Raw genomic sequence first — 24602 nt, 5'->3', positions numbered from 1 at the left:
AATTGTCGGTGGTCGGTCGTACCTTCTGGACCATGACGATCGACTACGACGCGGTGCTCGACCAGTACTCCCGGCGGTTCGCCGACGTGGTGAGCCGTCCGGGGGTGCTGGAGGCCGAGGTCCCCAGCTGTCCGGGGTGGACGGTGGGGGATCTGGTGGAGCACCTCGCCGACGTCCAGTCCTGGTGGGAACTGGTACTGCTGGCGGGCGGACCGATGCCGGACGAGGCCGAGGGGGCGCTGGCCGCGAAGACCGGGCCGGACCGGGTCGCGGGCTGGCGGGCCATCAACACCCGGTACCTGGCCGTGCAGCGGGAGACCCCGGCGGACACCGAGGCGTGGACGTGGTGGAACGCCGAGGGCCGGACCACCGCGAGCATCGTCGGGTGGAGACAGGCGCACGAGGCCGTCGTGCACAACTGGGACGCGGAGAACGCGGTCGGCGACGTGCGGCCGATCGACCCCGCCTTGGCGGCGGACGGCGTGACCGAGTTCCTCACCCACTTCCTGCACGGCAAGGACTGGACGCACCCGCCGCTGGCCCTTGAGCTGCGGGCCACCGACGTCGAGCGCTCGTGGGCGGTCGCGACCGACGGCGGGAAGCCGCACGTCGTCGCGGTCGGGGAGGCCCGGAACGTGATCAGCGGCACTGCCGAGGAGCTGTACCTCGCGCTGTGGCGGCGGCGCGAACTCCCCCTGGGAGAGGGGGATGAGCAGGCGAGCGCGTTCCTCGCGTGGCCCGGTCTGGGCTAGGTCGACATCTGACAACGTGATGACGGTCTGATCGACTTTTCGGCGGCACCACCGCGCGTCGCCTATCGTCGCGCGTGTGGACACCGACCAGCGAAAGCTCTTCGTGGTCGGCGACGTGCACGGGCACCTCGCGGAACTCGCTCGCTCCCTGCACCTCGCCGACCTGATCGACTCCGACGGCGACTGGTGCGGTGGGGAGTCCGAGCTGTGGTTCCTCGGTGACTTCGTCGACCGGGGACCGGACGGCATCGGGGTGATCGAGCTGGTCATGCGGCTGTCCGACGAGGCGGCCGAGGCCGGGGGCAGCGTGAACGCCCTGCTGGGCAACCACGAGGTCCTGCTGCTGGGCATGCACCGGTTCGGCAACACGACCGTGCCCGGCGCGCCCAGTTCCCGGAGCTTCGAGCGCAGCTGGCTGATGAACGGCGGCCTGCGCAGCGACCAGGACCGGTTGACGGACAAGCACATCCAGTGGTTGACCAGCAGGCCGGTGATGACGCTGGTCGACGACCACCTGCTCATGCACTCCGACACGGTGGCGTACCTGGAGTGGGGCGACACGATCGACGAGGTCAACGACGCCGTGCGCGAGGTCGTGGGCGACGACGACCTGACCGACTGGTGGGAGTGCTGGCGCAAGATGACCACGCGGTACGCGTTCCGCGGCACGCAGGGCGCGGAGACCGCGGACCAGATGCTGGAGCAGCTCGGCGGCAAGGTCGTCGTGCACGGGCACAGCGTCATCGCGGACCAGCTGGGCGTGCCGCCGGAGCAGATCGACGGTCCGCTGCGGTACGCGGACAACCGGGTGCTGGCGATCGACGCGGGCCTGTACAGCGGCGGGCCGTGCCTGGTCGTGGAGCTGCCGTACAGCTGAGGGCGGTGCCTTCGGCCCGCTGACGTGCGAAGGTTGGGGTAGCGCTCAACGTCGTCGCGGGAGGTCGTCGTGTCCACGGTCAGCTATTCCTCCGGTACCTCGACCGTTCCCCTGCTCGGGGACACGATCGGCGACAACTTCGACCGGGCCGTCGCGCGCTTCGGCGACCGGGAGGCGCTCGTCGAGTGCGAGACCGGCTGGCGGTGGACCTACCGCGAGCTGGCCGCCGTGGTCGACGCGCTCGCGGCCGGGCTCATCGCGTCGGGCGTGCGGGTGGGCGACCGGGTCGGGATCTGGGCCCCGAACCGGGCCGAGTGGGTGTTCACCCAGTACGCGACGGCCAAGATCGGCGCGATCCTGGTCAACGTGAACCCCGCCTACCGGGTGCACGAGCTGGAGTACGTGCTCAACCAGTCCGGGGTGCGCACGCTGATCGCGGCCCGCGACTTCAAGACGTCGGACTACGCCGGGATGATCGAGCAGGTCCGACCGAAGTGCTCGGGCCTCAAGCAGGTCGTGCTGCTCGGCAGCCCCGAGTGGGAGGCGCTGCTGGCCACCGAGGACCGGCCGGACCTCCCGGAGCTGTCGGCTGACGACCCGATCAACGTCCAGTACACGTCGGGCACCACGGGGTTCCCGAAGGGCGCGACCCTGTCGCACCACAACATCCTGAACAACGGCTACTCCGTCGGCGAGCTGGTCGGCTACACCGAGGTCGACCGGATCTGCATCCCCGTGCCCTTCTACCACTGCTTCGGCATGGTCATGGGCAACCTCGCGGCCACCTCGCACGGCGCGTGCATGGTCATCCCGGCGCAGGGCTTCGCGCCCGCCGCGACGCTGCGGGCCGTGGCCGAGGAGCGCTGCACCTCGCTCTACGGCGTGCCGACGATGTTCATCGCCGAACTGGCCGAACCGGACTTCGACACCTACGACCTGTCGTCGCTGCGGACCGGCATCATGGCCGGTTCGCCGTGCCCAGTCGAGGTGATGAAGCAGGTCATCGACCGGATGGGCATGCGCGAGGTGTCCATCTGCTACGGCATGACGGAGACGTCACCGGTGTCGACGCAGACCCGCGTCGACGACTCGCTGGACCGCCGCGTGTCGACCGTCGGCCGCGTGGGCCCGCACCTGGAGGTCAAGGTCGTCGACCCCGTGACGGGCAAGACAGTGCCACGCGGCGAGCCCGGCGAGCTGTGCACACGCGGCTACTCGGTGATGCTCGGCTACTGGGAGCAGCCGGACAAAACGGCGGAGTCGATCGACGCCGCCCGCTGGATGCACACCGGCGACCTCGCGGTCATGGACGCCGACGACTACGTGATGATCACCGGCCGCATCAAGGACATGGTGATCCGCGGCGGGGAGAACGTGTACCCGCGCGAGATCGAGGAGTTCCTCTACACCCACCCGGACATCCTGGACGCGCAGGTGATCGGCGTCCCGGACGCCCGCTACGGCGAGGAGCTGATGGCCTGGCTCCGCCTCCGCCCCGGCGCGGAACCCATCACCGCCGAAGCGCTGCGCGAGTTCTGCACGGGCAAACTCGCCCACTACAAGATCCCGCGCTACGTGCACGTGGTCGACGAGTTCCCGATGACCGTGACAGGAAAGGTCCGCAAGATCCAGATGCGCGAGGAAGCAGTAACCCTGCTGGGCCTCTGAAACACCCATGAGCCAACACCCATAAGCCCCGGCCGACCGGCAACCACCACCAAACGATCGGCCAACTGCCAACCCACGACAAACTGCCAACCCAAGACGAACTGAGGCCGAGGCCGGACTGGTAACCCACGACAGTGCAGAGCCGGACTGGAAACCCACGGCGGCCAAGGGGCGGACTGGTGACTCGCGGCGGCCTGGGGTCGGCTTGCTGGGCCACGGCGAACCGGGGGCAGATTGGTGGCCCACGGCGGACAGGGATCGGACTGGTGGGCCACGGCGGTCCTAGGTGGGACTGGTAACCAACGGCGGCCTAGGGCCGGACTGGTGACTCACGGCGAACTGGGGCCGGACTGGTGAGCCACGATGGTCCCAGGTGGGACTGGTGACCAGGCTGGAATCGGCGGGTGCGGGCCACGGAACGTGGCCGATTTGACATGGGGATTTTGGCCTTAAACTTGTGGATCGGGCAGGGCTTTGGGGCACTGCCTTTTGGCCCGATAAAGGCCAAAATGAGGGGCCCCATGTCAAATCGGCCACAGCACGCTGGAAATCGCAGCCACGGACCGGCCCGGCTGGAAAGTTTCAGCCGCTGACCGCCCCGGCTGGAACCGGCAGCCGCAAACCCGACCACATCGGAACCGGCAGCCACCCGAAGACCACCCAACCCCAGGGCACCACACAAGGAGGTCCCCCATCGAGCAAGACCCCCCAATACACAAGGTACAAGCGAACACCGACAAAAACCGGATCACTCGATCAGGCGACAACGCCGACTACTGACCGAAATCCCAGCCCCACCCGACAACAGACCGAGCCCCCACTCACCCAGAAGGCCCGCGATGCCCACCTCACCACCCCGGCAGGCTAGTTTGCGCGGGTGAGTCTCCTCGATGATGTGGCCGAACGTGACGGCTGGCGCTGCTGGGTGTGCGATGAACCGGTGGACCCGGACATGTCGGTGAACGACTCCCGCGGCCCCAGCGTCGACAGTCGGACCACCGACCGCAAGGCCAAGATCGCCGAGCGGCTCGCGCACCGCGGCTGCAACACCCGCAAGGGCGCGGTCAAGGTGGTCATCGCCTGGCCGGACCACCTGCACGTCGTCGAACCCGCCCCGCTGATCACCGTGGCAGGCAGGCTCGAGCGCAAGGGCGGCCGTGAAATGGTCGCCCGCTGTCCCACCAAACAGGACGCCCAGCAGGCAGCGGACTGGCTCGTGGACCGGTTCTCCCGCCTGGCACCGGGCCTACCGGTGACCGCCGCCATCGAACCGGGCGGCGGCCAGTTCCTCGTCATCCTGGCCACCGGCCGCCGCTGACCGAGCAGCAAAACCGAGGACCTACAGCGAGATCCCGCGCTCGGCCAACCAGCTCTGCGGGTCGATCTTCTGGCCGCCGTTGAGCCACACCTCGAAGTGCAGGTGCGGTCCGGTGGACTGACCCCGGTTGCCGATGGTGGCGATCAGGTCGCCCGCCTTCACCTGCGTGCCGGTGCCGGCGATGATCTCGTTCACGTGCCCGTAGACCGTCACGGTCCCGTCGGTGTGCTGCACGCGCACCCACAGCCCGAACCCGCTCGCCGGTCCGGCCTCGATCACGACGCCGTCCATGGCCGACACGATCGGCGTGCCGATGGCGTTGGCGATGTCCACGCCGTAGTGGGTGGTGCCCCATCGGCCGCCGAACCCGGACGTGAACGACCCTTCCGCGGGCTTCACGACCTTCGGGCGGCGGGCGGCTTCCTCGGCCGCGGCCTTCGCCGCTGCCGCCGCGTCTGCGTCGGCCTGCTGCTTCAGCGCGGCCTGGCGGTTCGCGTACCCGTCCTGGGCGAACTTGATCGCCTGGTCGACGTGCTGGCCCGCGTCCAACTGCTGGGCGCGCATCATCTTGGCCGCTTCAAGGCCCGGCTTCACCACGTGCACCGTCTGCGGGCCGGGAGGGGCCTGGGGGGCGAACGTTCCCGCCGCCAGCCTGGCGGCCAGGTCCGTGCCTCCCACGAGCGGCTGGTCGGTGGAGCCCCAGCCGTTCACGACCCCGGCGGTCGTCGCGAGCGCTCCGGCGACGACGGCGGCCGCCACGGCGCGGCCGCCGAGGGTCGGTTTGGTGATCTCCACGCGGTGCGCGCCACGGCGGCCTTCGGCCTTCGGGGGTGCCGTGAACACGCTCCGGCCTCGCGCAGTGCTGTGCCTGGCCAAGAGTGTGCCTTTCTACCTCGGGGAGCTCGGTGGAGGACACCTGGCGGGGGATCCAGGCGGCGACGTTTCGGGGACGTCGCCGTGTCCTGCTAGTTACCGAACCGTGACAAGCGCCAGGGAACGTAACCCGAGGTGACGAACAGCGGCAAGCCTCATCCGGCGAAGTGCGGCGATTGGTGAGATAACCCACTGTTTACTACTCTGCGTAGCGATAGACCGCCAAGTCCAGGTTTTCGCCGTTACCCGGCGCAGGAGTTGACCGTTGACCGATTCGCTAGACCAATCGTCGAGCGGAAGCATCACCGCTGGTCACCAGCTTGATCGTGCAAGTCACCCGAACGAGAAACCGCCCCGCTAGCACATGGCCAGCGGGGCGGTCGGTGAACGGCTACGTCAGGTGACTACTTGTACTTCGGCGCGGCGGGCGGCAGGGGCACCACGGGCTTGCCCTCGTGGATCACCTTCATGGCCTTGAACCAGGTCGGAGCGGCCACTTCACCACCGGTCAGGCCGACCGTGCTGCCGTTGCCGCACAGCTGTGGCTGCCGGGCGTTGCAGATGATCTGCGGGGCCACGCCGTCGGTGAACGTCATGACCGCGCCCGCGTACTGCGGGGTCGCGCCGATGAACGCGACGGACCAGTAGTTCTCGGTCGTGCCGGTCTTGCCGATCATCGGGCGGCCGAAGCCGGACGCCGCGCCCGCGGCCGTGCCGGACACCGCGTCCTGGCTCATGCCCTGCGCCAGCGAGTTGGCCAGGTCCGGCGTCACGGCCTGCTCGCACGCGGGCTCGTCGAGCTTCACGGGCTTGCCGTCGCGGTCCAGGATCTCCTCGACCGGCGTCGGCGGGCACCACGTGCCCTGGCTGACGATGGTCGCGGCCACGTTCGACAGCTCCAGCACGGACGTCGCGCCCGGCCCGAGGGTGAACGAGCCGCTGTTGTCCTGCTTGAACTGGTCGCCCTGCGACGGGCCGTTCGAGCCGTCGGCCTTCAACGGGTCGCCCGCGTTGTTGACCTCCTTCATCGTCTCGCGCAGCCCGAGCCGGGTGGCCATGTCCACGACGTTGTCGAGACCGGCCTTCTCCTCCAGGATGATGAACCCGGTGTTCGGCGAGGTCGCCAACGCCTTGGTCAACGTCATCTTCTGGTCGGCGCCGTTGGAGTAGTTGCGCACCGTGTACGGCTTGCTGCCGTCCTTGTAGACCTTCGAGGTGTAGACGTTCGGGACGTCGATCTCCTTGTCGATGCCCGTGACGCCCTTCTCCAGCGCGGCGGCGGCGGTGAACACCTTGTAGATGGAGCCCGCGCCGAAGCGCGTCACCTCCGCGGGCAGCGAGTAGGCGCTCTGGCCCGCCGCGGCGTCGTTGCCGAAGTCGCGGTTCGCGGCCAGCGCGCGCACGCGGTGCTTGTCCGTGCCGGGTTCGACGACCGCCATGGCGTTCGCGACGCCCTCGGTGTCCTTCGGGACCTGGCTCTCGGCCGCTTCCTTCGCCGCCTTGGTCGCCACCGGGTCCATCGTGGTCTTGATCGTGTACCCGCCGCGGAACAGGTCGTCCTTCTTCATGCCGTACTTCTGCAGGTAGTCGATCAGGTACTGGCAGAAGAAGCCGTACACCGGACCGTCACCCGCGCCGACGCAGCCGTTGGGCAGCACGTGCACGTCCGGCACGACACCGGCCTCGGCGGCCTTGTACTCGTTCGCCTTCGCCTCGGCGACGGCCTTGTCCGGCCCGAACGCCTCGTTGTCGCGCATCCGGTCGATCACCGTGTTGCGGCGCTTGATCGCGGCGTCCACGCCGTTGCCGGGGTTCAGCACGCTGGGCTGGTTGACCAGGCCCGCGAGCATCGCGGCCTGCGGCACGGTCAGCTTGTCCGGCGTCGTGTCGAAGTACGCCTTCGCCGCCGCGCCCACGCCGTAGGTCCCGTTGCCCATCGGCACGATGTTCAGGTACGCGGTGAGGATCTCTTCCTTCGTCATCACCTGTTCGAGCTGCAACGCCACCCGCGCCTCGCGCAGCTTGCGCCCCGCGGTCGCCTCGGTGGCCTTCTCATAGGCCTCGTTCGACCCGCCGCCCAGCACGAACGCCGTGTAGTTCTTCACGTACTGCTGCGTCAGCGTCGACGCGCCCTGCGACACCTCGCCCTCGGCGCCCGCCTTCGCGGCGGCCCGCGCGATGCCCTGCCAGTCCACGCCCTTGTGCAGGAAGAACCGCTTGTCCTCGATCGCGATGATCGCGGCCTTCATGGTGTCCGCGATCTGGTCGGACTGGACCGGGATCCGGTACTGGTCGTACAGGTACGCGATGGGGTCGCCGTTCATGTCCTGGACGGTGGTGACCAGGGGCAACTCCCCCTTGGCCAACTCACCCGAGGTCTGGTCGACCGTGTCGGCCGCCCGGTTGGACGCGAGGCCCAACCCGCCGACGACGGGGAACATGACCGCCGCGAGCAACACGCCCGCCGCAAGGCACAACCCCACCAACTTGACCAGCCCTGTCGCACGCGCGAACACGAAACCCGCAACCCCTTCCGAACCGGCGGAGATCCCCTTGTCCTTATAAGTCGCACGGGACCGCGTGCAGGTTGCTCGGGAAGAGGCAAATTCTGCGCGATCACACCGGCGATTGGTGGTGAACGTACTCCTGGTGGGTTGAGGCGCCTGTGAGGGCGGCCTGGAGATCGACGAAGGTCAAGGTGCTAGTACCCGGTCGAGTACGAGCCGAACCCTGGCCGAGAAGACAAGTGAGGTGGAGGAGGAAGGACAGGGGAGGGACAGGGGAGGGACAGGGGAGGGCGGACAGGGAGGGCAGGCAGGGCAGGGAGGAGCGCAGGGAGGCAGGGCGGGAAAGGCAGGGAGGGACGGCAGGGAAGGCAGGAGACAGGGAAGGCAGGAGACAGGGAGGGCAGAGCAGGTCAGGGAGGGTGGGGAGAGCGGACAGGGCCGGGAGGTCAGGGAACGGCGAGGGAGGACGGCGAGGGGAGGGCAGCGAGGGAGGAGAAGGAGGGGGCAGGGGAAGGAAGGGCAAAGGGGGCGGGGAAGGCGGAGGGGACGGGAAGGCGGAAGAGGGCAGGGAAGGCAGGACAGGGAAGACGGGGAAGGCCGGGAGAGTCGGGAGGGTCGGGAGGGTCGGGAGGTCAGAGGAGGTCAGAGGCAGAGAAGGTCAGGGGAGGGCGGGGAGAGCAGGGAAGGGCTGAGAGGACGGGGGAGGGCAAGGCGGGGCAGGGAAGGTTCGGGGCAGGGCAAGGCAAGGCAAGGCAAGGAGGGGAGGCGGGGGAGGTAAGGAAGGCAGAGGACGGCAAGGAGAGGGGAGGGCAGGGGAGGGCAGAGGAGGGCAGGGGAAGGCGCGGGTGAAGCAGGGGTGGGGCTTGGGTGCGCCAAGTGGTGTGGGGTGTGGTCGAGGTGGGGGCTGGAGGTTGTCGCCCGATCGGGTGGTCCGGTTTTTGTCGGTGCCCGCACGTACCTTGTGTATTGGGGGGTCCAACCTGACGGGGGACCTCTCGTGGTCACGCTGGGACCGGCGGTCGAGTGGTGACCCCGCTGGGACTCGCGGTCGCTGCCACGGAACGTGGCCGATTTTACTTGGGGATTTCGGCCTTAAAATTGCAGTCGGGCGGGACTCTCTTTGGACCGCCTTTTGAGCCCGACAAAGGCCGAAATGAGGGGTCCCCAAGTCAAATCGGCCACAGCACGCTGGAAGTCGAAGCCTCCAAGAACACCCCGCTGGAAGTCGCAGCCACCCGCCAAACCCCAGGACACCAGAACATACCGACTGGTCGGTACCCAGGGTAGGGTGTGGGTCGACCAGAGGTCCGTGTGCTGAGGAGGCGTTCGTGGGGCGTTGGGGAATCACGTTGCCGTTGACCGGGGTCCCTGTGTTGCAGCACCGGGAGTTGGTGGGCGAGTTGGGCGATCTCGGGTACACGGACGTGTGGTCCGCCGAGACCACCGGCACCGACGCCTTCACCCCCTTGGCCCTCGCCGCGCAGTGGTCCGACTCGATCAGGCTCGGCACCGCCATCACCCCCGTCTACACCCGTGGCCCCGCACTCCTCGCCATGAGCGCCGCCACCGCCGCCGAGGTATCCGGCGGACGGTTCGTCCTGGGCATCGGGTCCTCGTCACCCGCGATCGTCAACCGGTGGAACGCCACCGAGTTCAGCGAGCCCTTCAAACGCACCCGCGACACCTTGCGGTTCCTGAAGGCCGCCCTCGCCGGGGAGAAGGTCGACGAGCAGTACGACACCTTCACCGTCCGCGGGTTCCGGCTGGAGCGGAAGCCGGAGCAGAAGGTCCCGATCATGCTGGCCGCCTTGCGGCCCAACATGCTCCGGCTCGCCGCCAAGGAAGCCGACGGGGCCATCACGAACTGGCTCGGCGCGGGCGACGTGGCGAAGGTGCGCGGTGAGCTGGGGGACTCGGAGCTGGCGGCGCGGATCTTCGTGTGCCCGACCGAGGACGCCGACGCCGCTCGCGCGCTGGGGCGGATGTTGATCAGCAGCTACCTGACCGTGCCCGCGTACGCGGCGTTCCACGACTGGCTCGGGCGCGGGGAAGCGCTGGCGCCGATGCACGAGGCGTGGGCGGCCGGGGACCGGAAGGCCGCGAACAAGCTGGTGCCCGACGAGGTCGTGGACGACCTGGTCGTGCACGGCAGCGTCGAGCAGTGCCGGGAGAAGGTCGCGAAGTACCAGGCCAACGGGGTGGACACGCCGATCATCGCGCTGCTCCCGACCGGCGCGGACCAGGCCGACCTCGTGCGCGCGCTCGCTCCGGGGGTGTGACGGGGTGGCGCGGCGCGGTGGCGTCGGGGAGCTGAGCCGGACCGAGAACCGGATCATGGCGGCCGCCGTGCGGCTGTTCGCCGCCAAGGGCTTCGACGCGACGACCGTGCAGGAGGTCGTGGAGGCCGCCGAGGTCACCAAGGGCGCGCTCTACCACTACTTCGGGTCGAAGGACGACCTGCTGTTCGAGATCTACCGGTCGCTCATCGGGCGGCAGATGGCCGAGCTGGACCGGATCGTGGCGCTGGACCTCGATCCGGCGACGACCGTGCGCGAGATCGTCGTCAGCCTGGTGGAGACGACGGCGGCGAGCGTGGACGAGGCCGCTGTGTTCATGCGGGAGATGCACCGGCTGGACGCCGACCTGATGGCGTCGTTCCGCGCCGAGCGCAGGCGGTACCACGAGACGTTCCGCGCGGTCGTCGAGCAGGCGCAGGCGAGCGGGCGGTTCAGCGCCGTCGCGCCCGCCGAGACCGCCGTGCTGATCGCGCTCGGCGTCGTCAACCAGCTGCCCACCTGGTACCGGCCGGACGGGCCGAAGTCGGCGACCCGACTGGGGAACGAGATCGCCGACTTCGTCCTGGCCGCGCTGCGCGTCTAGAGCGGATCAGTCCCAGGTCAGGCAGAACGTGTGCCCGGCAGGGTCGGTGAACACCTGGAAGCCGTCGTCGCTCACGTCCAGTCGGCGGCCGCCGAGTTCGGCGATCCGGCGGGCGGCCTCGTCGAGGGATCCGCGCGGGATCCGCACGTCCAGGTGGAACTGCTGCGACCCCTTCGGGTCCGGGAAGACGGGCGGCTCGTGCTCCGGCGAGAGCTGGAACGCGAGCCGTCCGCCCTGGTCGTCGGTCACCACGACCCAGTCGTCGTCGGCCGCGGTGATCTTCCCGCCGAGCAGTTCGACGTAGAACGCCGCCAGCGCGCGTGGGTCGCGGGTGTCGACCACGACCGACCTCAGTTGTCCGATCATGCGGCCGGGGTACCCGGATCAGGCCTTGGCATGCTCGCGGAGCGCGGTCAGCGCCTTGTCGGCGTGGCTCGTCATGCCGAACTCGCTCTTCACGACCTCGATCACCCGGCTGTCCACGCCGATCACGAACGTGTGCCGCTTCACCGGCAGCGGGCCGAACCGGCGCTTCACGCCGAAGGTCTGCGCGACCTCGCCCTCCACGTCGGACAGCAGCGGGTAGTCGAACGAGTTGACGTCGGAGAACTGCTTCTGCCGCGACACGGAGTCGGTGCTGATGCCGACGCGCTGCGCCCCGACCTCGGCGAACTCCGCGGCGAGGTCGCGGAAGTGGCAGCTCTCCACGGTGCAGCCGCCGCTGAGCGCGGCCGGGTAGAAGAACAGCACGACCGGCCCGTCCTCCAGCAGGGTCGACAGCGTGCGCGAGGCGCCGTGCTGGTCGGGGAGGGTGAAGTCGGGGACGAGATCGCCGGGCTTCATGGAGGTGTCCTTCCGGTGCGACAGGTGTCGTAGGGGTGTTCGGCTCGGGCCCGTCGTACGGTTCTCAGTAGGCTCGTGATCAGGGAGGTGGACGTGACCAGCATGTCCGACGTGGCGCGCGCCGCAGGCGTGTCCGCCGCGACGGTGTCCCGCGCGCTGCGGGGCGAGCCCGGCGTGTCCGAGGCGACGCGCCGGTACGTCACCGAGGTGGCGAAGAAGATGCGGTACGCCATCGCGCGTGACGCCTCCAGCCTCGCGGGCGGTCGCCGCTACGCCATCGCGGTGCTGACCGGCGACGTCGGCCGGGGCGACCTGCTGGCCGGGGCCGAGGGCGCGCTGCGGCAGGCGGGCTTCGACGTGCTGCTCTACGTGCTGGGCGACGAGGACGCGCGGACCGGGTTCTTCGACGAGGTGCCGCTGGGCCGCAAGGTCGACGGCGTGCTCGCCCTGTCGATCACCCTGAGCGAGGCCGAGTCGGCCGCGCTGGCTGCGCTGGACGTGCCGGTGCTCACGGTCGACGACGGCGACCTGCGCAGCGCGCTGCGCGTCGCGGTCGACCACCTGATCGGGCTGGGCCACCGCGACATCGCGCTCGTGCTGGCCGTGGGCGTGGACGAGTCGTACGACGAGGTGCTGGTCGCGGCCGGTCTGGAGATCCGGCCGGAGTGGACGCTGTGGTCCTCGCCGACCGTCGTCGGCGGCGAGCAGGTGGCGGACGCGCTGCTGGACGGCGACCGGCTGCCGACCGCCGTGGTCAGCGCGAGCGGCGAGGTGGCGCTGGGCCTGTTCATGCGCCTGCGCCGCGACGGCCGCACGATCCCGGCGGACCTGTCGCTGGTCAGCCTGGACGGCCAGGACCTGGTGCGGGCCGTGGGCGTCACCGCCGTCGAGGGCGCCCTGCGTGAGGAGGGCGAGCAGGCGGTGGCCGAGTTGCTCGGCAGCATTCGCGGTGATGGGGAATCATCGGTGCACGAGCTGTCGTGGCGGCTGGTGGTCCGGGAGTCCACCGGTCGGGCATGACGCACCGTCACGGAGCAGTCGATCACCCGTCCGGCCTGACACGACGCACTGAATTCCCTGCAACCTTCGGGTGACCAGGACGTGCCGCCCTGGCTTCCGCGGCACACATGGGAGAAAGCTGACCGCGTGGAAGACGAGCTGGCCGCACTGGCGAAGGCGCACGGCGTGGCCACCCGCTACGAGGACTCGGGCCAGCGGATGGTGGACGTCGACCCGGCCGTCGTCGTGGCCGTCCTCGCCCAACTGGACGTCGACGCCTCCACCCCGGAGGCCGTGCGCGCCGCGCTGGCGACCGTGACCGACGCCCCGGACGCGCTGCCCGCGACGATCGTCGTCCGCGAGGGCCGCGTGCTCGACTTGGGCCACCCGGCGACCGTCGTCCTGGAGGACGGCTCCGAGGAGGAGCTGCCCGCGGCGCTGCCGCTGGGCTACCACCGGATCGGCGCCACGACCGTCATCGTGCCCCCGGACGAGTTGCCCGCCGTGCCCAGGGCGTGGGGCTGGATGGTGCAGCTCTACGCGCTGCGGTCCGAGGAGTCGTGGGGGCTGGGCGACTACGCCGACCTCGCCACGATCGCCCGCCGCTCCAGCGTCGAGCTGGGCGCCGGGGTGCTGCTGGTCAACCCGGTGCAGGCGATCAGCCCGACGCACCCGGTGGAGCGCTCGCCGTACTCGCCGTCGAGCCGCCGCTACTGCAACCCGATCTACCTGCGGGTCACCGCCACCGCCGCGTACGCGAACGCCGACCGCGGCACCCGCGAGGCCATCGCCGCGCTGCGGCCGGACAACCGCACCGAGCTGATCGACTACGACGCCGTGTGGACCGCGAAGGCCGCCGCGCTGGAGCTGCTCTGGCCGTTCCAGCAGGAGCGGGTCGACCTGGACGCGGACCCGGCGCTGCGCGACTTCGCCACGTTCTGCGCGCTCGCCGAGCGGCACGGCCCGGACTGGCGGACCTGGCCCGAGGCGCTGCGCGACCCGGAGACGGCGTTGGCGGACCCCGAGCGGGTCGCCTTCCACGCCTGGCTCCAGCAGCTCTGCCGCGCCCAGCTCGACGACGTGCGGTTGGCCGCGCACGAGTCCGGCATGGCCGTCGGCGTCATCCACGACCTGCCGGTCGGCGTGCACCCCGGCGGCGCGGACACGTGGGCGCAGCGCGACACGTTCGCGCCGAACGTGACCGTGGGCGCCCCGCCGGACGCGTTCAACCAGCAGGGCCAGAACTGGAACCTGCCGCCGTGGCGGCCGGACCGGCTCGCCGCGCTGGGCTACGCGCCGTTCCGCGAGATGCTGCGGGGTGTCCTCCGCCACGCGGACGGCATCCGCGTCGACCACGTCGCGGGCCTGTGGCGGCTCTGGTGGATCCCGCCGGGCGAGTCCGCCGGTCGCGGCACGTACGTGCACTACGACCCCGAGGCGATGCTCGGCGTGCTCGCGCTGGAGGCGCACCGCGCGGGCGCGGTCGTGGTGGGGGAGGACCTGGGCACGGTGGAGGACCAGGTCACGGACACGCTGCACGAACGCGGGATGCTCAGCTCCGCCGTGCTGTGGTTCCAGCGCGACTACGACACCCCCGGCCACCCGCTCGTGCCGCCGGAGAAGTGGACCGAGTCGGCGATGGCCAGCATCTCCACCCACGACCTGCCGACCGTCGCCGGGTTCCTCGCGGGCGAGCACGTCCGCATCAGGGCCGAACTCGGGTTGTTTGACGGTCCCGTCGACGGGGAATACAGCGCTGCCGAGCTGGAACGCCACCAACTCGTCGAGCTGATGACCCAGGAGGGTGTGCCCACCGATGACCTCGTCGCCGCGTTCCACGCCCTGCTGGCGAAAGCGCCGTCGGTGCTCCGGTTGACCTCGCCGCAGGACGCGCTCGGCGAGGTCCGGCAGCCGAACCTGCCGGGCACCGTCGACCAGTACCCCAACTGGCGCATCCCGCTTCCGGTCACGCTGGAGGAGTTCTTCGCCGACGAGCACGTGCGCGCCGTCGTCGCCGCGCTGGCGGAAGGACCGGGCCGTTGAGCCGAAACAAGCGTGTTACCGCGGGTCACGCGCCCGCGGAGTATCGTCGAGTCGTCACCCGAGGAGCGTTCCGCCCAATGGTTGGAGGTGGCAATCCCCAGTGAACACCGAGGTTGTGTCCCGCACGGGTACCTTGCCCGGAGATCTGGTCACCGCCGTGCACCCCACGGAAGCCCTGGAGATCGCGGTCGAGCAGGTGCTCGCCGCCGTTCGTCCCGCCGTGCTGACCGATCCGGTGTCCGGCGCGCTGCGGGCCGAGGAGTGCCTGCGCACGGCGCTGAGCGGCGCCCCGCACGGTGCTGACGGGCCGTTGGAGCAGGCCGTGGCCTGCGCGGAAGCCGCGTGCGAGCACTTGCGGTACTGCGAACTGCAGGAGGCGCGAATCCTCCTCGTAGCCGCGCGGGGCCAACTGGTCCGCGCGAACGCCCAGCGGTCCTGAGCGGACTTCGGGTAGTCGACCCCACCAAGACCGCCACGCCTCCCGGCCCGCCCCCTCGACTCGTCGACGTGGACGGACCGGGTCGCCTGCTGAGGAGATCTAGTTGCGGCCCTGGCCAGGAACCCCCTACCCGCTCGGCGCCACGTACGACGGCGTCGGCACCAACTTCGCCCTCTTCTCCGAGGTCGCCGACGAGGTCGAGCTGTGCCTCTTCGACGACGACGGCAAGGAGACCCGCGTCCGGCTGCCGGAGGTGGACGGCTTCGTCCACCACGGCTACCTGATCGGCGTCGGCCCCGGCCAGCACTACGGCTACCGGGTGCACGGCCGCTACGAGCCGGAGCACGGCCCGCGATCCAACCCGAACAAGCTGCTGATCGACCCCTACGCCAAGGCGATCTCGAACGGCGTCGAGTGGGACGAGTCGCTGTTCGGCTACAAGTTCGGCGACCCGGAGCAGGTCAACGACCAGGACTCGGCCCCGTACGTGCCGAAGTCGGTCGTCGTGAACCCGTTCTTCGACTGGTCGAACGACCGAGCGCCGAGGACGCCGTACAACGAGACGGTGATCTACGAGGCCCACGTGCGCGGCCTGACGATGAACCACCCGGAGATCCCGCACCGCCTGCGCGGCACGTACGCGGGCATCGCGCACCCGGTCGTCATCGACCACCTCACCAAGCTCGGCGTGACGGCGATCGAGCTGATGCCCGTGCACCAGTTCATCACCGACCACGGGCTGGCCGAGAAGGGCCTGCGCAACTACTGGGGCTACAACACCATCGGGTTCTTCGCCCCGCACGACCTGTACGCGGCGATGCCGGACCAGGCGAACCAGGTCCAGGAGTTCAAGGGCATGGTCCGCGCCCTGCACGAGGCGAACATCGAGGTCATCCTCGACGTGGTCTACAACCACACCGCCGAGGGCAACCACCTGGGCCCGACGCTGTCCATGCGCGGCATCGACAACGAGGCGTACTACCGCCTGGTCGAGGACGACAAGCAGTTCTACATGGACTACACGGGCACCGGGAACTCGCTGAACGTGCGCAGCCCGCACACGTTGCAGCTGATCATGGACTCGCTGCGGTACTGGGTCACCGAGATGCACGTGGACGGCTTCCGCTTCGACCTCGCGGCCACGCTCGCGCGCGAGTTCTACGACGTGGACCGGCTGTCCACGTTCTTCGACCTCGTGCAGCAGGACCCGGTGGTCAGCCAGGTGAAGCTGATCGCGGAGCCGTGGGACGTCGGCCCCGGTGGTTACCAGGTCGGCAACTTCCCGCCCCTGTGGACGGAGTGGAACGGCAAGTACCGCGACACCGTCCGCGACTTCTGGCGCGGCGAGCCCGCGACGCTGGGCGAGTTCGCCTCGCGCGTCACCGGCTCGTCGGACCTGTACCAGCAGGACGGCCGCAGGCCGTACGCGTCGATCAACTTCGTCACCGCCCACGACGGCTTCACGCTGAACGACCTCGTGTCGTACAACGACAAGCACAACGAGGCCAACGGCGAGGACGGCCGCGACGGCGCGGACGACAACCGCTCGTGGAACTGCGGTGTCGAGGGCCCGACCGACGACGAGGAGGTCCTCGCGCTGCGGGCCCGCCAGCGGCGGAACCTGCTCGCGACGACGCTGCTGTCGCAGGGCGTGCCGATGCTGCTGCACGGCGACGAGTTCGGCCGCACCCAGCAGGGCAACAACAACGTGTACTGCCAGGACAGCGAGATCGCCTGGGTGGACTGGAAGCTCGCCGAGGAGAACGCGGACCTCATCGAGTTCACCGGCGCGCTGACGGCGTTCCGCAAGCAGCACCCGGTGCTGCGCCGCCGCCGCTTCTTCGCGGGCAAGCCGATCCGCAGCGGCGACGACCTCCGCGACATCGCGTGGTTCACGCCCGCGGGCGAGGAGATGACCGAGCACAACTGGGAGGACGACTTCGGCCGCTGCGTCATCGCGTTCCTCAACGGCGAGGGCATCCCGGACCTCGACCAGCGCGGGATGCGCGTCGTGGACGACTCGTTCCTGCTGGCGTTCAACGCCCACCACGAGGACATCGAGGCGACGCTGCCCGAGGAGAGCTACGGTCCGCAGTGGACGGTCGTGGTCGACACGGCCACCGGCGCGGTCCAGATCCCCGAACTGGGCGAGGTCATCCCCGCGGGCGGCAAGCTCACGCTGGTGGCGCGCTCACTGGTGGTGCTCCAGCGGACGGGCGGCGAATGACCGGCGACGCTCCGTCCTCGACCTACCGGCTCCAGCTCCGACCGGGCTTCGCCTTCGCCGAGGCCGCCGAGGTGGTCGACTACCTCGAGCGGCTCGGCGTCGGCGCGGTCTACGCGTCGCCGATCCTCGACGCCGCACCGGGTTCCACGCACGGCTACGACGTCGTGGACCCGACCCGCGCCCGCCCGGAACTGGGCGGGGAGGAGGGGCGGCTGGCGCTCAGCGAGAAGGTCGCCGACGCCGGGCTCGGGTTCGTGCTCGACATCGTGCCCAACCACATGTCGGTCGCCATCCCGGAGACCGACCCGTGGTGGTGGGACGTGCTCAAGAACGGCCAGGAGTCCCGGTACGCCAGGTACTTCGACATCGACTGGGCCGCGGGCCCGGTCCTCGTGCCCATCCTCGGCGACGAGGGCGAGCCCGTGGTCGACGGCGACGTGGTCACGTACTTCGACCACCGGCTGCCGGTGTCGGACCACTACCGGCTCGTGCACTGGCGGCGCGCCAACGAAGAGCTGAACTACCGGCGGTTCTTCGACATCACCACGCTCGCCGCGGTGCGCGTCGAGGACCCCGAGGTGTTCGACGCCACCCACGACGAGGTGCTGCGCTGGGTCGCGGCGGGCCAGGTGACCGGCCTGCGGGTCGACCACCCGGACGGCCTCGCCGACCCCGGCGGGTACTTCCGGCGGCTCAAGGAGCGGTCGGGCGTGTGGATCGTGGCGGAGAAGATCCTCGGGGCCGGGGAGCCGCTGCCGACCAGTTGGCCGGTCGAGGGCACCACCGGCTACGACGCGCTGCGCGAGGTCTGCGGGATCTTCGTGGACCCGCGGGCCGAGGAGCACTTCACCGCGCTGGCCGCGGACCTGGGCCAGGAGACGGACTTCGAGGCCGTCGAGCACACGTGCCGCACGCTCGTCACCGACTCGATCCTGCGGGCCGAGGTCCGCCGGATCGGCGCACTGGTGGAGGGCGTCGACCAGGCCGACGCCGAGGTGGCCGTGGCCGGTGTGATGGTCAACTTCCCGGTGTACCGGTCCTACCTGCCCGAGGGCGAGGCGAACTGGGCCGCGGCGGTGTCGCGGGTCAAGGGCGCCGAGGCGCTGGACGAGCAGGTCCGCGCGGACCCGGACGGCGAACTGGCCACCCGGATCCAGCAGACGTCCGGCATGGTCGTCGCCAAGGGCACCGAGGACACCGCGTTCTACCGGTACACCCGGTTCGTCGCGCTCAACGAGGTCGGCGGCACCCCGGACCGCTTCGGCGTGCCGGTGGAGGAGTTCCACGCCCTCGCGGCGCAACGGGATTCCGCGCTGCCTGAGTCGATGACGACGCTGTCGACGCACGACACCAAGCGCTCCGAGGACGTGCGGGCCCGGCTGGCCGTGCTGTCGGAGCTGCCGGAGGAGTTCTCCCGGCTGGTGCGCGGGTGGACCGAGCGGCACGGCATCGACGAGCCGTCGCTGAACCTGCTGGCGTGGCAGACGATCGTGGGCGCGTGGCCCATCGGTCCCGACCGGCTGCGCGACTACCTGGACAAGGCCGCGAAGGAGTCCAAGCTCCGCACGACGTGGGTCGACCACGACGAGGAGTTCGAGGCGGCCGTGGCGGCGTGGCCGGAGCAGGTGCTCGGCGACGCCGTGACCCGAGGCGAGATCGAGGCGTTCGTCGGCCGGATCCGCGCCGCGGGCTGGTCGAACGCGCTGGGCCAGAAGCTGGTCCAGCTCACCTCGCCGGGCGTGCCGGACGTGTACCAGGGCACCGAGCTGTGGGACCTGTCGCTGGTCGACCCGGACAACCGGCGGCCGGTCGACTACGCGGTCCGGCGCGAGCTGCTGGCGCGGATCGAGGACTGGTGGCTGCCGGAGGTCGACGACACCGGCGCGGCCAAGCTCCTGGTCGTGCAGCGGGCACTGCGGCTGCGGCGGAACCGGCCGGAGCTGTTCCACGGCTACCGCCCGCTGCCCGCCGAGGGCGTCGCGGCGGACCACGTCGTGGCGTACCACCGGTCCCCGGACCTGGTGGTCGTGGCGACGAGGCTGCCGGTGGGGCTCGCGGCCGAGGGCGGCTGGCGCGACACCGTGCTGCCGCTGCCGCCGGGGGAGTGGACGGACGTGCTGAACGGGCGGCAGGCGACCACGTCGGTGGCCGGGCTGCTCAAGCGGTACCCGGTCGCGCTGCTGGTGCGGGACGCCTCGTGACCTTCCGGGTGTGGGCTCCCAAGGCGGAGCGGGTCCGCGTGCGCGTGGACGGCGTCGAGCACGCGATGACGGCGGGCGACGGCGGCTGGTGGTCGGCGGCGGTCGACGGCGAGGACTACGCGTTCCTGCTGGACGACTCCACCGACGCGCTGCCGGACCCGCGGTCGCTCCGGCAGCCCTCGGGCGTGCACGGGCCGTCGCGGCGCTACGACCACGGCGACTTCGAGTGGACCGACGGCGACTGGACCGGTCGGGCTTTGGCGGGCGGGGTGGTCTACGAGCTGCACGTCGGCACGTTCACCCCCGAGCGCACGCTCGACGCGGCCATCGGCAAGCTCGACCACCTCGTCGACCTGGGCATCACGCTCGTCGAGGTGCTGCCGATGAACTCCTTCGACGGCACCGCGGGCTGGGGCTACGACGGCGTCCTGTGGGGCGCGGTGCACGAGCCCTACGGCGGGCCGGACGCGTTCAAGCGGTTCGTCGACGCCTGCCACGCCAAGGGCTTGGGCGTGCTGCTCGACGTGGTCTACAACCACCTCGGGCCCTCGGGCGCGTACCTCGACCGGTTCGGGCCGTACTTCGCGGGCCGCAACGACTGGGGCCCCGGCCTCAACCTCGACGGCCCCGGCTCGGACGAGGTCCGCCGGTACGTGCTGGACAACGCACTGGGCTGGCTGCGCGACTTCCACGTCGACGGCCTGCGCCTGGACGCCGTGCACGCGTTGCAGGACCGCCGCGCCACGCACCTGCTGGAGGAGTTGGCCGTCGAGGTCGACGCGCTCTCGGCGGGGCTGGGGCGGCCGTTGACGCTGATCGCCGAGTCGGACCTCAACGACGCCAGGCTCGTGACCGCTCGCGAGGGCGGCGGCTACGGGTTGCAGGCGCAGTGGTCGGACGACCTGCACCACTGCCTGCACGTGGCGCTGACCGGCGAGACCCACGGCTACTACGCCGATTTCGCCGAGCCCGGCGCGTTGGCGCGGACGTTGCGCGAGGTGTTCTTCCACGCGGGCACCTGGTCGTCGTTCCGCGAGCGCACGCACGGGCGGCCGGTCGACACCCGCGTCCTGCCCGGCTACCGCTTCCTCGCGTACCTGCAGAACCACGACCAGATCGGCAACCGCGCCACCGGCGACCGGATGTCCGCCTCGGTGTCGCCGGGCCTGCTCGCGTGCGGCGCGGCGATCGTGTTCTGCTCGCCGTACACCCCGATGGTCTTCATGGGGGAGGAGTGGGCCGCGAGCACGCCGTGGCAGTTCTTCGCGTCGTTCCCCGATCCCGAGCTGGCGGAAGCGGTCCGGACGGGCCGTCGCCGCGAGTTCGGCGCGCACGGCTGGGGCGAGTCGGAGGTCCCGGACCCGATGGACCCGGCGACGGTGGAGCGGTCGACGCTGCTGTGGGCCGAGGTCGAGAAGCCGGAGCACCGCGACGTGCTCGACCTGTACCGCTCGCTGATCGCGCTGCGCAAGGCCCACCCCGAGCTGGCAGACCCGCGGTTGGACGAGTTCCACGCCGAGCAGCTGGGCACGGTCCTCGTCCTGCACCGCGGTGACCTGCGGCTGGTGTGCAACCTCGGCGCCACCGCGGTCACCCAGTCGTTGGACACCGACGGCGGCTGGGTGCTGCTCGCCTCCGGCGACGTGGCACTGGTCGGGCAGGCCGTCCGCCTGCCCGCCGAGTCGTTCGCGATCGTTCAGGCGATCGGCTCGTCGTCCAACCAGCCCACGTCCGCGAGCCGTTCCGCCAACAGCTGACCGGCCAGCGTCAACTCGTCGGCCAGTTGTCTTCGCACGTCGGCGGGCGCACCGTCCACGCGGTGCGCCGCCTCGTGCGCGGCCACGAGCTGCCGCGCAGCCTCGACCACGTCGACGCCGGGCCACTGCGCCTCCTCGGCGCGCTCGTGCGGCTCCACGGGCAGGTGCACGGACCGCACGGCCTGGCGCGGCCCCAGTTCCCCCGCGAGGTCGACGAGCTTCACCGCGATCGAGTGCAGCTTCACGTTGTGGTGCTGCGACATCCGGACGAGCAGCTGGAAGCCCTGCTGCGGGGTGAGCCCCTGGACGGCCGCGATCAGACCCGTGGCCTGCCCGATCACCGTGCGGGTCTGCAACGCCTTGCGCAGGCCCGCGACCTCAGCCTCCAGGCCGGCTATCCGCACGCTCAGCGGATCAGCCTGGCCGTTGTCCCCGACCACAGTCGGGCTCCTCTCGCACGTCGGGACACGGAAAGCCATGCCAGTGCGCGAGAGACGGCCAGCGGAAAGCTCAGGCAAGCCCACCGCGCGACAACGGCACACTGCCGTCGTCCCTCGCTGACACGGGTGCCCTCCGGAGGAGGACACCCGATGGCTTGCGGCTGGCTTTTCAACCGCTAACGATCACCGTAGTACACCGGCCGTTCGCCGTTTACCTCCGGTCGCCGCGGGTACCCGAAGCTCGGACGTACTGCCAGCGGAGAGGACCGTCATGGGTGCCGACGACAAGATCAGCAACAAGGCCGAGGAGCTCAAGGGTCGGGCCAAGGAAGCTGTCGGCGACGCCACGGGCAACGAGCAGTGGCAGGCCGAGGGCCGCGTCGAGCGCGCCAAGGGCGACCTGAAGCAGGCCGCCGAGAAGGTCAAGGACGCCTTCCGCAAGGACTGACCGCCAACTCCGACGCCGTCGAGCCCGTTCACCGGGTTCGGCGGCGTTGTGGCGTTTCCAGGTGGGGTGGAACATTCGGCGCGGACCGTCACGCCGTGGGCCGGCCGCGCGATGAGCTGGCATGGGTCGTGCGGTGGTGGTGATCACCTGCCTGGTGACGGCGGGACTGGGTGTCTGGTTCGCGGTGGCGTCGTGGGACTCGGCGAACAAGGTGGCGGTGATCGCGTCGGCGTTGGCCGCCGTCGCCGCGGTCGGGGTGGCCGTGTGGGCCGGGTTGCGCACCGGAGGCCGGATCGTGGTGTCCGACACCGGTGACGCGACCGCCGGGCCCGGTGGGCGGGCGAACACGGGGGTGCGCGGTGCCACGTCGGCGCGGGTGAAGCGCACCGGGAACGCGCGGGCCGGTGGCGACGCGAACACCGGTGTGGAGTGAGCGGGCCGCGGTGGTTCTCCGGCCGGGTGCGGCGCAGCGGGACGGCGGTCGCGAGCGGCGGCGGGATCGCCAACACGGGGATCATGTACTTCGGTGTCGAGCCGCGGACGCCGCTGGTGGCGGCGCGGGAGCGGTTGGCCGAGCTGGTGGCGGTGCAGTGGCGGGACGAGGCCATCCGCCGGACGCTGTACAACCCCGAGTCGATGCCGGTGTCGTGGCACACGCCCGACCTGGTGTTCCGCGGTGACGACCCGGGCCCGCTGGTGGAGGCGTTCCGGGGCAGGCTCGTCATCATCGGCGACGCGGGCAGCGGGAAGACCACGCTCGCCGTGCAACTGGTGCGCGACCTGCTGGACGTCCGGAAGGACCGCCCCGACGACCCGGTCCCGGTGCTGCTGGCGGCCTCGACGTGGGACCCCGGTTTCCTGACCGTGCGGCAGTGGGTGGCCCACAGCCTCGTCCACGACTACCCGGCGCTCGGCGCGCGGGAGTACGGCCTGTCGGCGCACACCGACCTCGTCGACCGGGCGTGGGTCCTGCCGGTCGTCGACGGTCTCGACGAGTTGCCGGAACCCGCGCTGGCCTCGCTCCTGCGGAGCCTCGACGACTTCTCCGACCGCGACGACCGGTTGATCCTCACCTGCCGCACGGACCAGTACCGGAACGCCGTGCGCGGGTCGGCCGCGGCGGCCGCGGCGCTGGTCGTCGAACCCGATCCGCTGACCCCGTCCGCCGCCGCCGACTACCTGGAACGTTGTCTGGTCGCCGAGGTGCCCGCGGCCCTGCGCGATCCCGCCGGGCCGCCGGAGGCGTTGGCGGAGGTCGTCTCGTCGCCGCTGGGGCTCTGGCTGGTCCGGATCTCCTCCGCGCAGACCGACCCGCGCGACCTGGTGGACCCGGAGAGGTTCGCCGACGCGTCCGCACTGCGCGAACACCTGTACGCCGCCCTGATCCCCGCGCTGGTCCGGCTGCACCAGGTCGCCTACGCGCCCGCCGACGTGACGCGGTGGCTCGGCTACCTCGCGGACCTCGTCGGGGACAGGACCGACCTGGCGTGGTGGCGGCTCGCCAGGACCACCGGCAACCCGACCGCCGTCTTCCGCCTGCTGTTCGGCGCGATCACGGCCGTGGTCGCCACCGCGAGCCTCGTCGTCATCGGGTCCTGGCTGATCCCCGAGGGGAGCGCGCTCGGCGGTGTCGTGTTCGGGGTGTCGACGGGGATGGGGGCCGGGTACGCGGCGGACCGGTGGGCGATGAGCGAACCGGGTCACGTCCGGCAGCGGCTGACCGACCTGGCCGGGCTCCTGCGGGCGGTGGGCTCCACGGCCGCCGTCTACCTGTCCGCGGCCGTGCCGATCGGCGTGCTCCTGGCGTCCCTCGGCCTACAGCCGTTGTGGGTGCTCGCCGCCGCCCTGTTCGGCGGGAGCGTGCTGTACGCGATCGGCACGGGCATCACCGAGTGGGCCGAGACGCCCGCGGCGACCGACCAGGCGACCTCGCCGCCGCGCCACCTGGTGGCCGACCGGAGGCTCAACCTGCTGCGCCTGCTGGTCTTCAGCGTGCTCGTCGGCCTCGCGGTCCTGGTCACGATCACCGCCGTGTACGGGATCGTCGAAGGGCTCGCCTTCGGGGCTTTCGCGGCACTGGGGGCGGCTGTCGCCGGTGGGCTCCTCGCGGGCGACCACCACGCCTGGCTCGCGTACCTCGCCGCGGTGGGGACCCTGTCCCGCCGCCGACTGCTGCCGCGGAAGCTGATGCCGTTCCTCGACGACGCCCACCGCCTGGGGCTCCTGCGGGCGGTCGGATCGGTCTACCAGTTCCGCCACGCGGGGCTTCAGGACTACCTGGCCCGCACCTACCGGAACCGGTCGTAGATATGGAGCGACCCCCGGACCTG

20 protein-coding genes are annotated in these 24602 nt (G+C 70.7%); 15 read left to right on the top strand and 5 right to left on the bottom strand.

Annotated elements, in window-relative coordinates; translation table 11 throughout:
* The first annotated feature begins 32 nt into the window (after positions 1-32).
* The 4 genes from ACFWW9_RS03940 to ACFWW9_RS03925 all read left to right on the top strand — a co-directional run bounded on the left by ACFWW9_RS03940 (position 33) and on the right by ACFWW9_RS03925 (position 4615).
* A complete protein-coding gene (locus tag ACFWW9_RS03940) occupies positions 33-752 on the top strand; it encodes a maleylpyruvate isomerase family mycothiol-dependent enzyme (RefSeq protein WP_390371090.1) in 720 nt (239 codons plus the stop codon).
* Positions 753-828: 76 nt separating this feature from the next.
* Positions 829-1629 (top strand): metallophosphoesterase family protein, encoded by an 801-nt coding sequence (locus ACFWW9_RS03935; protein ID WP_390371088.1) that lies wholly within the window; start codon positions 829-831, stop codon positions 1627-1629.
* Between the two features lie 69 nt (positions 1630-1698).
* Entirely contained in the window at positions 1699-3297 is a 1599-nt protein-coding gene (locus ACFWW9_RS03930; RefSeq protein WP_390371087.1) for an AMP-binding protein, read from the top strand.
* A gap of 877 nt (positions 3298-4174) precedes the next feature.
* Positions 4175-4615 (top strand): hypothetical protein, encoded by a 441-nt coding sequence (locus ACFWW9_RS03925; protein ID WP_390371085.1) that lies wholly within the window; start codon positions 4175-4177, stop codon positions 4613-4615.
* Positions 4616-4636: 21 nt separating this feature from the next.
* Here ACFWW9_RS03925 and ACFWW9_RS03920 read toward each other — a convergent pair whose 3' ends face one another.
* Together ACFWW9_RS03920 and ACFWW9_RS03915 are read right to left on the bottom strand one after the other, a co-directional pair.
* Positions 4637-5458, bottom strand: coding sequence for a M23 family metallopeptidase (locus ACFWW9_RS03920; protein WP_390371083.1), 822 nt, complete (start codon positions 5456-5458; stop codon positions 4637-4639).
* A gap of 434 nt (positions 5459-5892) precedes the next feature.
* A complete protein-coding gene (locus ACFWW9_RS03915) occupies positions 5893-8004 on the bottom strand; it encodes a transglycosylase domain-containing protein (protein ID WP_390371082.1) in 2112 nt (703 codons plus the stop codon).
* Between the two features lie 1319 nt (positions 8005-9323).
* Between ACFWW9_RS03915 and ACFWW9_RS03910 the strand changes: the two genes are divergently transcribed.
* Positions 9324-10274, top strand: a complete 951-nt coding sequence (locus ACFWW9_RS03910; RefSeq protein WP_390371080.1) for an LLM class F420-dependent oxidoreductase — start codon at positions 9324-9326, stop codon at positions 10272-10274.
* A 4-nt stretch (positions 10275-10278) separates the two neighbouring features.
* Complete coding sequence (locus tag ACFWW9_RS03905; RefSeq protein WP_390371079.1) at positions 10279-10875, top strand: TetR/AcrR family transcriptional regulator; 597 nt, start codon at positions 10279-10281, stop codon at positions 10873-10875.
* Between the two features lie 6 nt (positions 10876-10881).
* On the opposite strand, the gene ACFWW9_RS03900 is transcribed toward ACFWW9_RS03905, so the two are convergent.
* Positions 10882-11241 carry a VOC family protein gene (locus ACFWW9_RS03900; protein ID WP_390371077.1) on the bottom strand — a complete coding sequence of 120 codons (360 nt, stop codon included), beginning with the start codon at positions 11239-11241 and terminating at the stop codon, positions 10882-10884.
* A gap of 18 nt (positions 11242-11259) precedes the next feature.
* Complete coding sequence (locus tag ACFWW9_RS03895) at positions 11260-11718, bottom strand: peroxiredoxin (RefSeq protein ID WP_390371076.1); 459 nt, start codon at positions 11716-11718, stop codon at positions 11260-11262.
* A 102-nt stretch (positions 11719-11820) separates the two neighbouring features.
* On the opposite strand from ACFWW9_RS03895, the gene ACFWW9_RS03890 reads away from it, so the two are divergent.
* From ACFWW9_RS03890 to treZ, 6 genes are all read left to right on the top strand, one after another.
* Entirely contained in the window at positions 11821-12738 is a 918-nt protein-coding gene (locus tag ACFWW9_RS03890; protein WP_390371220.1) for a LacI family DNA-binding transcriptional regulator, read from the top strand.
* Between the two features lie 126 nt (positions 12739-12864).
* On the top strand, positions 12865-14760 hold the full coding sequence (gene malQ / locus ACFWW9_RS03885) for a 4-alpha-glucanotransferase (RefSeq protein ID WP_390371075.1): 1896 nt from the start codon (positions 12865-12867) through the stop codon (positions 14758-14760).
* Positions 14761-14860: 100 nt separating this feature from the next.
* On the top strand, positions 14861-15199 hold the full coding sequence (locus ACFWW9_RS03880; protein WP_390371073.1) for a hypothetical protein: 339 nt from the start codon (positions 14861-14863) through the stop codon (positions 15197-15199).
* Positions 15200-15302: 103 nt separating this feature from the next.
* Positions 15303-17426, top strand: a complete 2124-nt coding sequence (gene glgX / locus ACFWW9_RS03875) for a glycogen debranching protein GlgX (protein ID WP_390371072.1) — start codon at positions 15303-15305, stop codon at positions 17424-17426.
* Complete coding sequence (gene treY, locus ACFWW9_RS03870; RefSeq protein ID WP_390371071.1) at positions 17423-19627, top strand: malto-oligosyltrehalose synthase; 2205 nt, start codon at positions 17423-17425, stop codon at positions 19625-19627. The genes glgX and treY overlap by 4 nt, the downstream gene beginning before the upstream one ends.
* Positions 19624-21384: a malto-oligosyltrehalose trehalohydrolase gene (gene treZ, locus ACFWW9_RS03865; protein ID WP_390371069.1), complete on the top strand. Its 1761-nt coding sequence runs from the start codon at positions 19624-19626 to the stop codon at positions 21382-21384. The genes treY and treZ overlap by 4 nt, the downstream gene beginning before the upstream one ends.
* Here the strand turns inward: treZ and ACFWW9_RS03860 are convergent.
* On the bottom strand, positions 21324-21824 hold the full coding sequence (locus ACFWW9_RS03860) for an ANTAR domain-containing protein (protein ID WP_390371068.1): 501 nt from the start codon (positions 21822-21824) through the stop codon (positions 21324-21326). The two genes, treZ and ACFWW9_RS03860, sit on opposite strands and share 61 nt — an antisense overlap.
* A gap of 271 nt (positions 21825-22095) precedes the next feature.
* On the opposite strand from ACFWW9_RS03860, the gene ACFWW9_RS03855 reads away from it, so the two are divergent.
* From ACFWW9_RS03855 to ACFWW9_RS03845, 3 genes are all read left to right on the top strand, one after another.
* Positions 22096-22272 (top strand): CsbD family protein, encoded by a 177-nt coding sequence (locus ACFWW9_RS03855; RefSeq protein ID WP_390371067.1) that lies wholly within the window; start codon positions 22096-22098, stop codon positions 22270-22272.
* A 121-nt stretch (positions 22273-22393) separates the two neighbouring features.
* The gene (locus ACFWW9_RS03850; RefSeq protein WP_390371066.1) at positions 22394-22705 is read left to right on the top strand and encodes a hypothetical protein; all 312 of its coding nucleotides are present in this window, start codon (positions 22394-22396) and stop codon (positions 22703-22705) included.
* The gene (locus ACFWW9_RS03845; RefSeq protein WP_390371065.1) at positions 22702-24579 is read left to right on the top strand and encodes an NACHT domain-containing protein; all 1878 of its coding nucleotides are present in this window, start codon (positions 22702-22704) and stop codon (positions 24577-24579) included. The genes ACFWW9_RS03850 and ACFWW9_RS03845 overlap by 4 nt, the downstream gene beginning before the upstream one ends.
* Positions 24580-24602: the final 23 nt, after the last annotated feature.

The organism is Umezawaea sp. NPDC059074 (genome assembly GCF_042738955.1).
Taxonomy (GTDB): domain Bacteria; phylum Actinomycetota; class Actinomycetes; order Mycobacteriales; family Pseudonocardiaceae; genus Umezawaea.
Note: the sequence above shows the minus strand (reverse complement) of the source record. Positions and strands in the feature narration are given on the sequence as shown.

Coding starts and splice junctions, on each gene's coding strand:
- ACFWW9_RS03850 (WP_390371066.1), top strand. CDS start 22,394: ATGGGTCGTGCGGTGGTGGTGATCACCTGCCTGGTGACGGCGGGACTG.
- ACFWW9_RS03890 (WP_390371220.1), top strand. CDS start 11,821: ATGTCCGACGTGGCGCGCGCCGCAGGCGTGTCCGCCGCGACGGTGTCC.
- ACFWW9_RS03900 (WP_390371077.1), bottom strand. CDS start 11,241: ATGATCGGACAACTGAGGTCGGTCGTGGTCGACACCCGCGACCCACGC.
- treY (WP_390371071.1), top strand. CDS start 17,423: ATGACCGGCGACGCTCCGTCCTCGACCTACCGGCTCCAGCTCCGACCG.
- ACFWW9_RS03940 (WP_390371090.1), top strand. CDS start 33: ATGACGATCGACTACGACGCGGTGCTCGACCAGTACTCCCGGCGGTTC.
- ACFWW9_RS03895 (WP_390371076.1), bottom strand. CDS start 11,718: ATGAAGCCCGGCGATCTCGTCCCCGACTTCACCCTCCCCGACCAGCAC.
- ACFWW9_RS03855 (WP_390371067.1), top strand. CDS start 22,096: ATGGGTGCCGACGACAAGATCAGCAACAAGGCCGAGGAGCTCAAGGGT.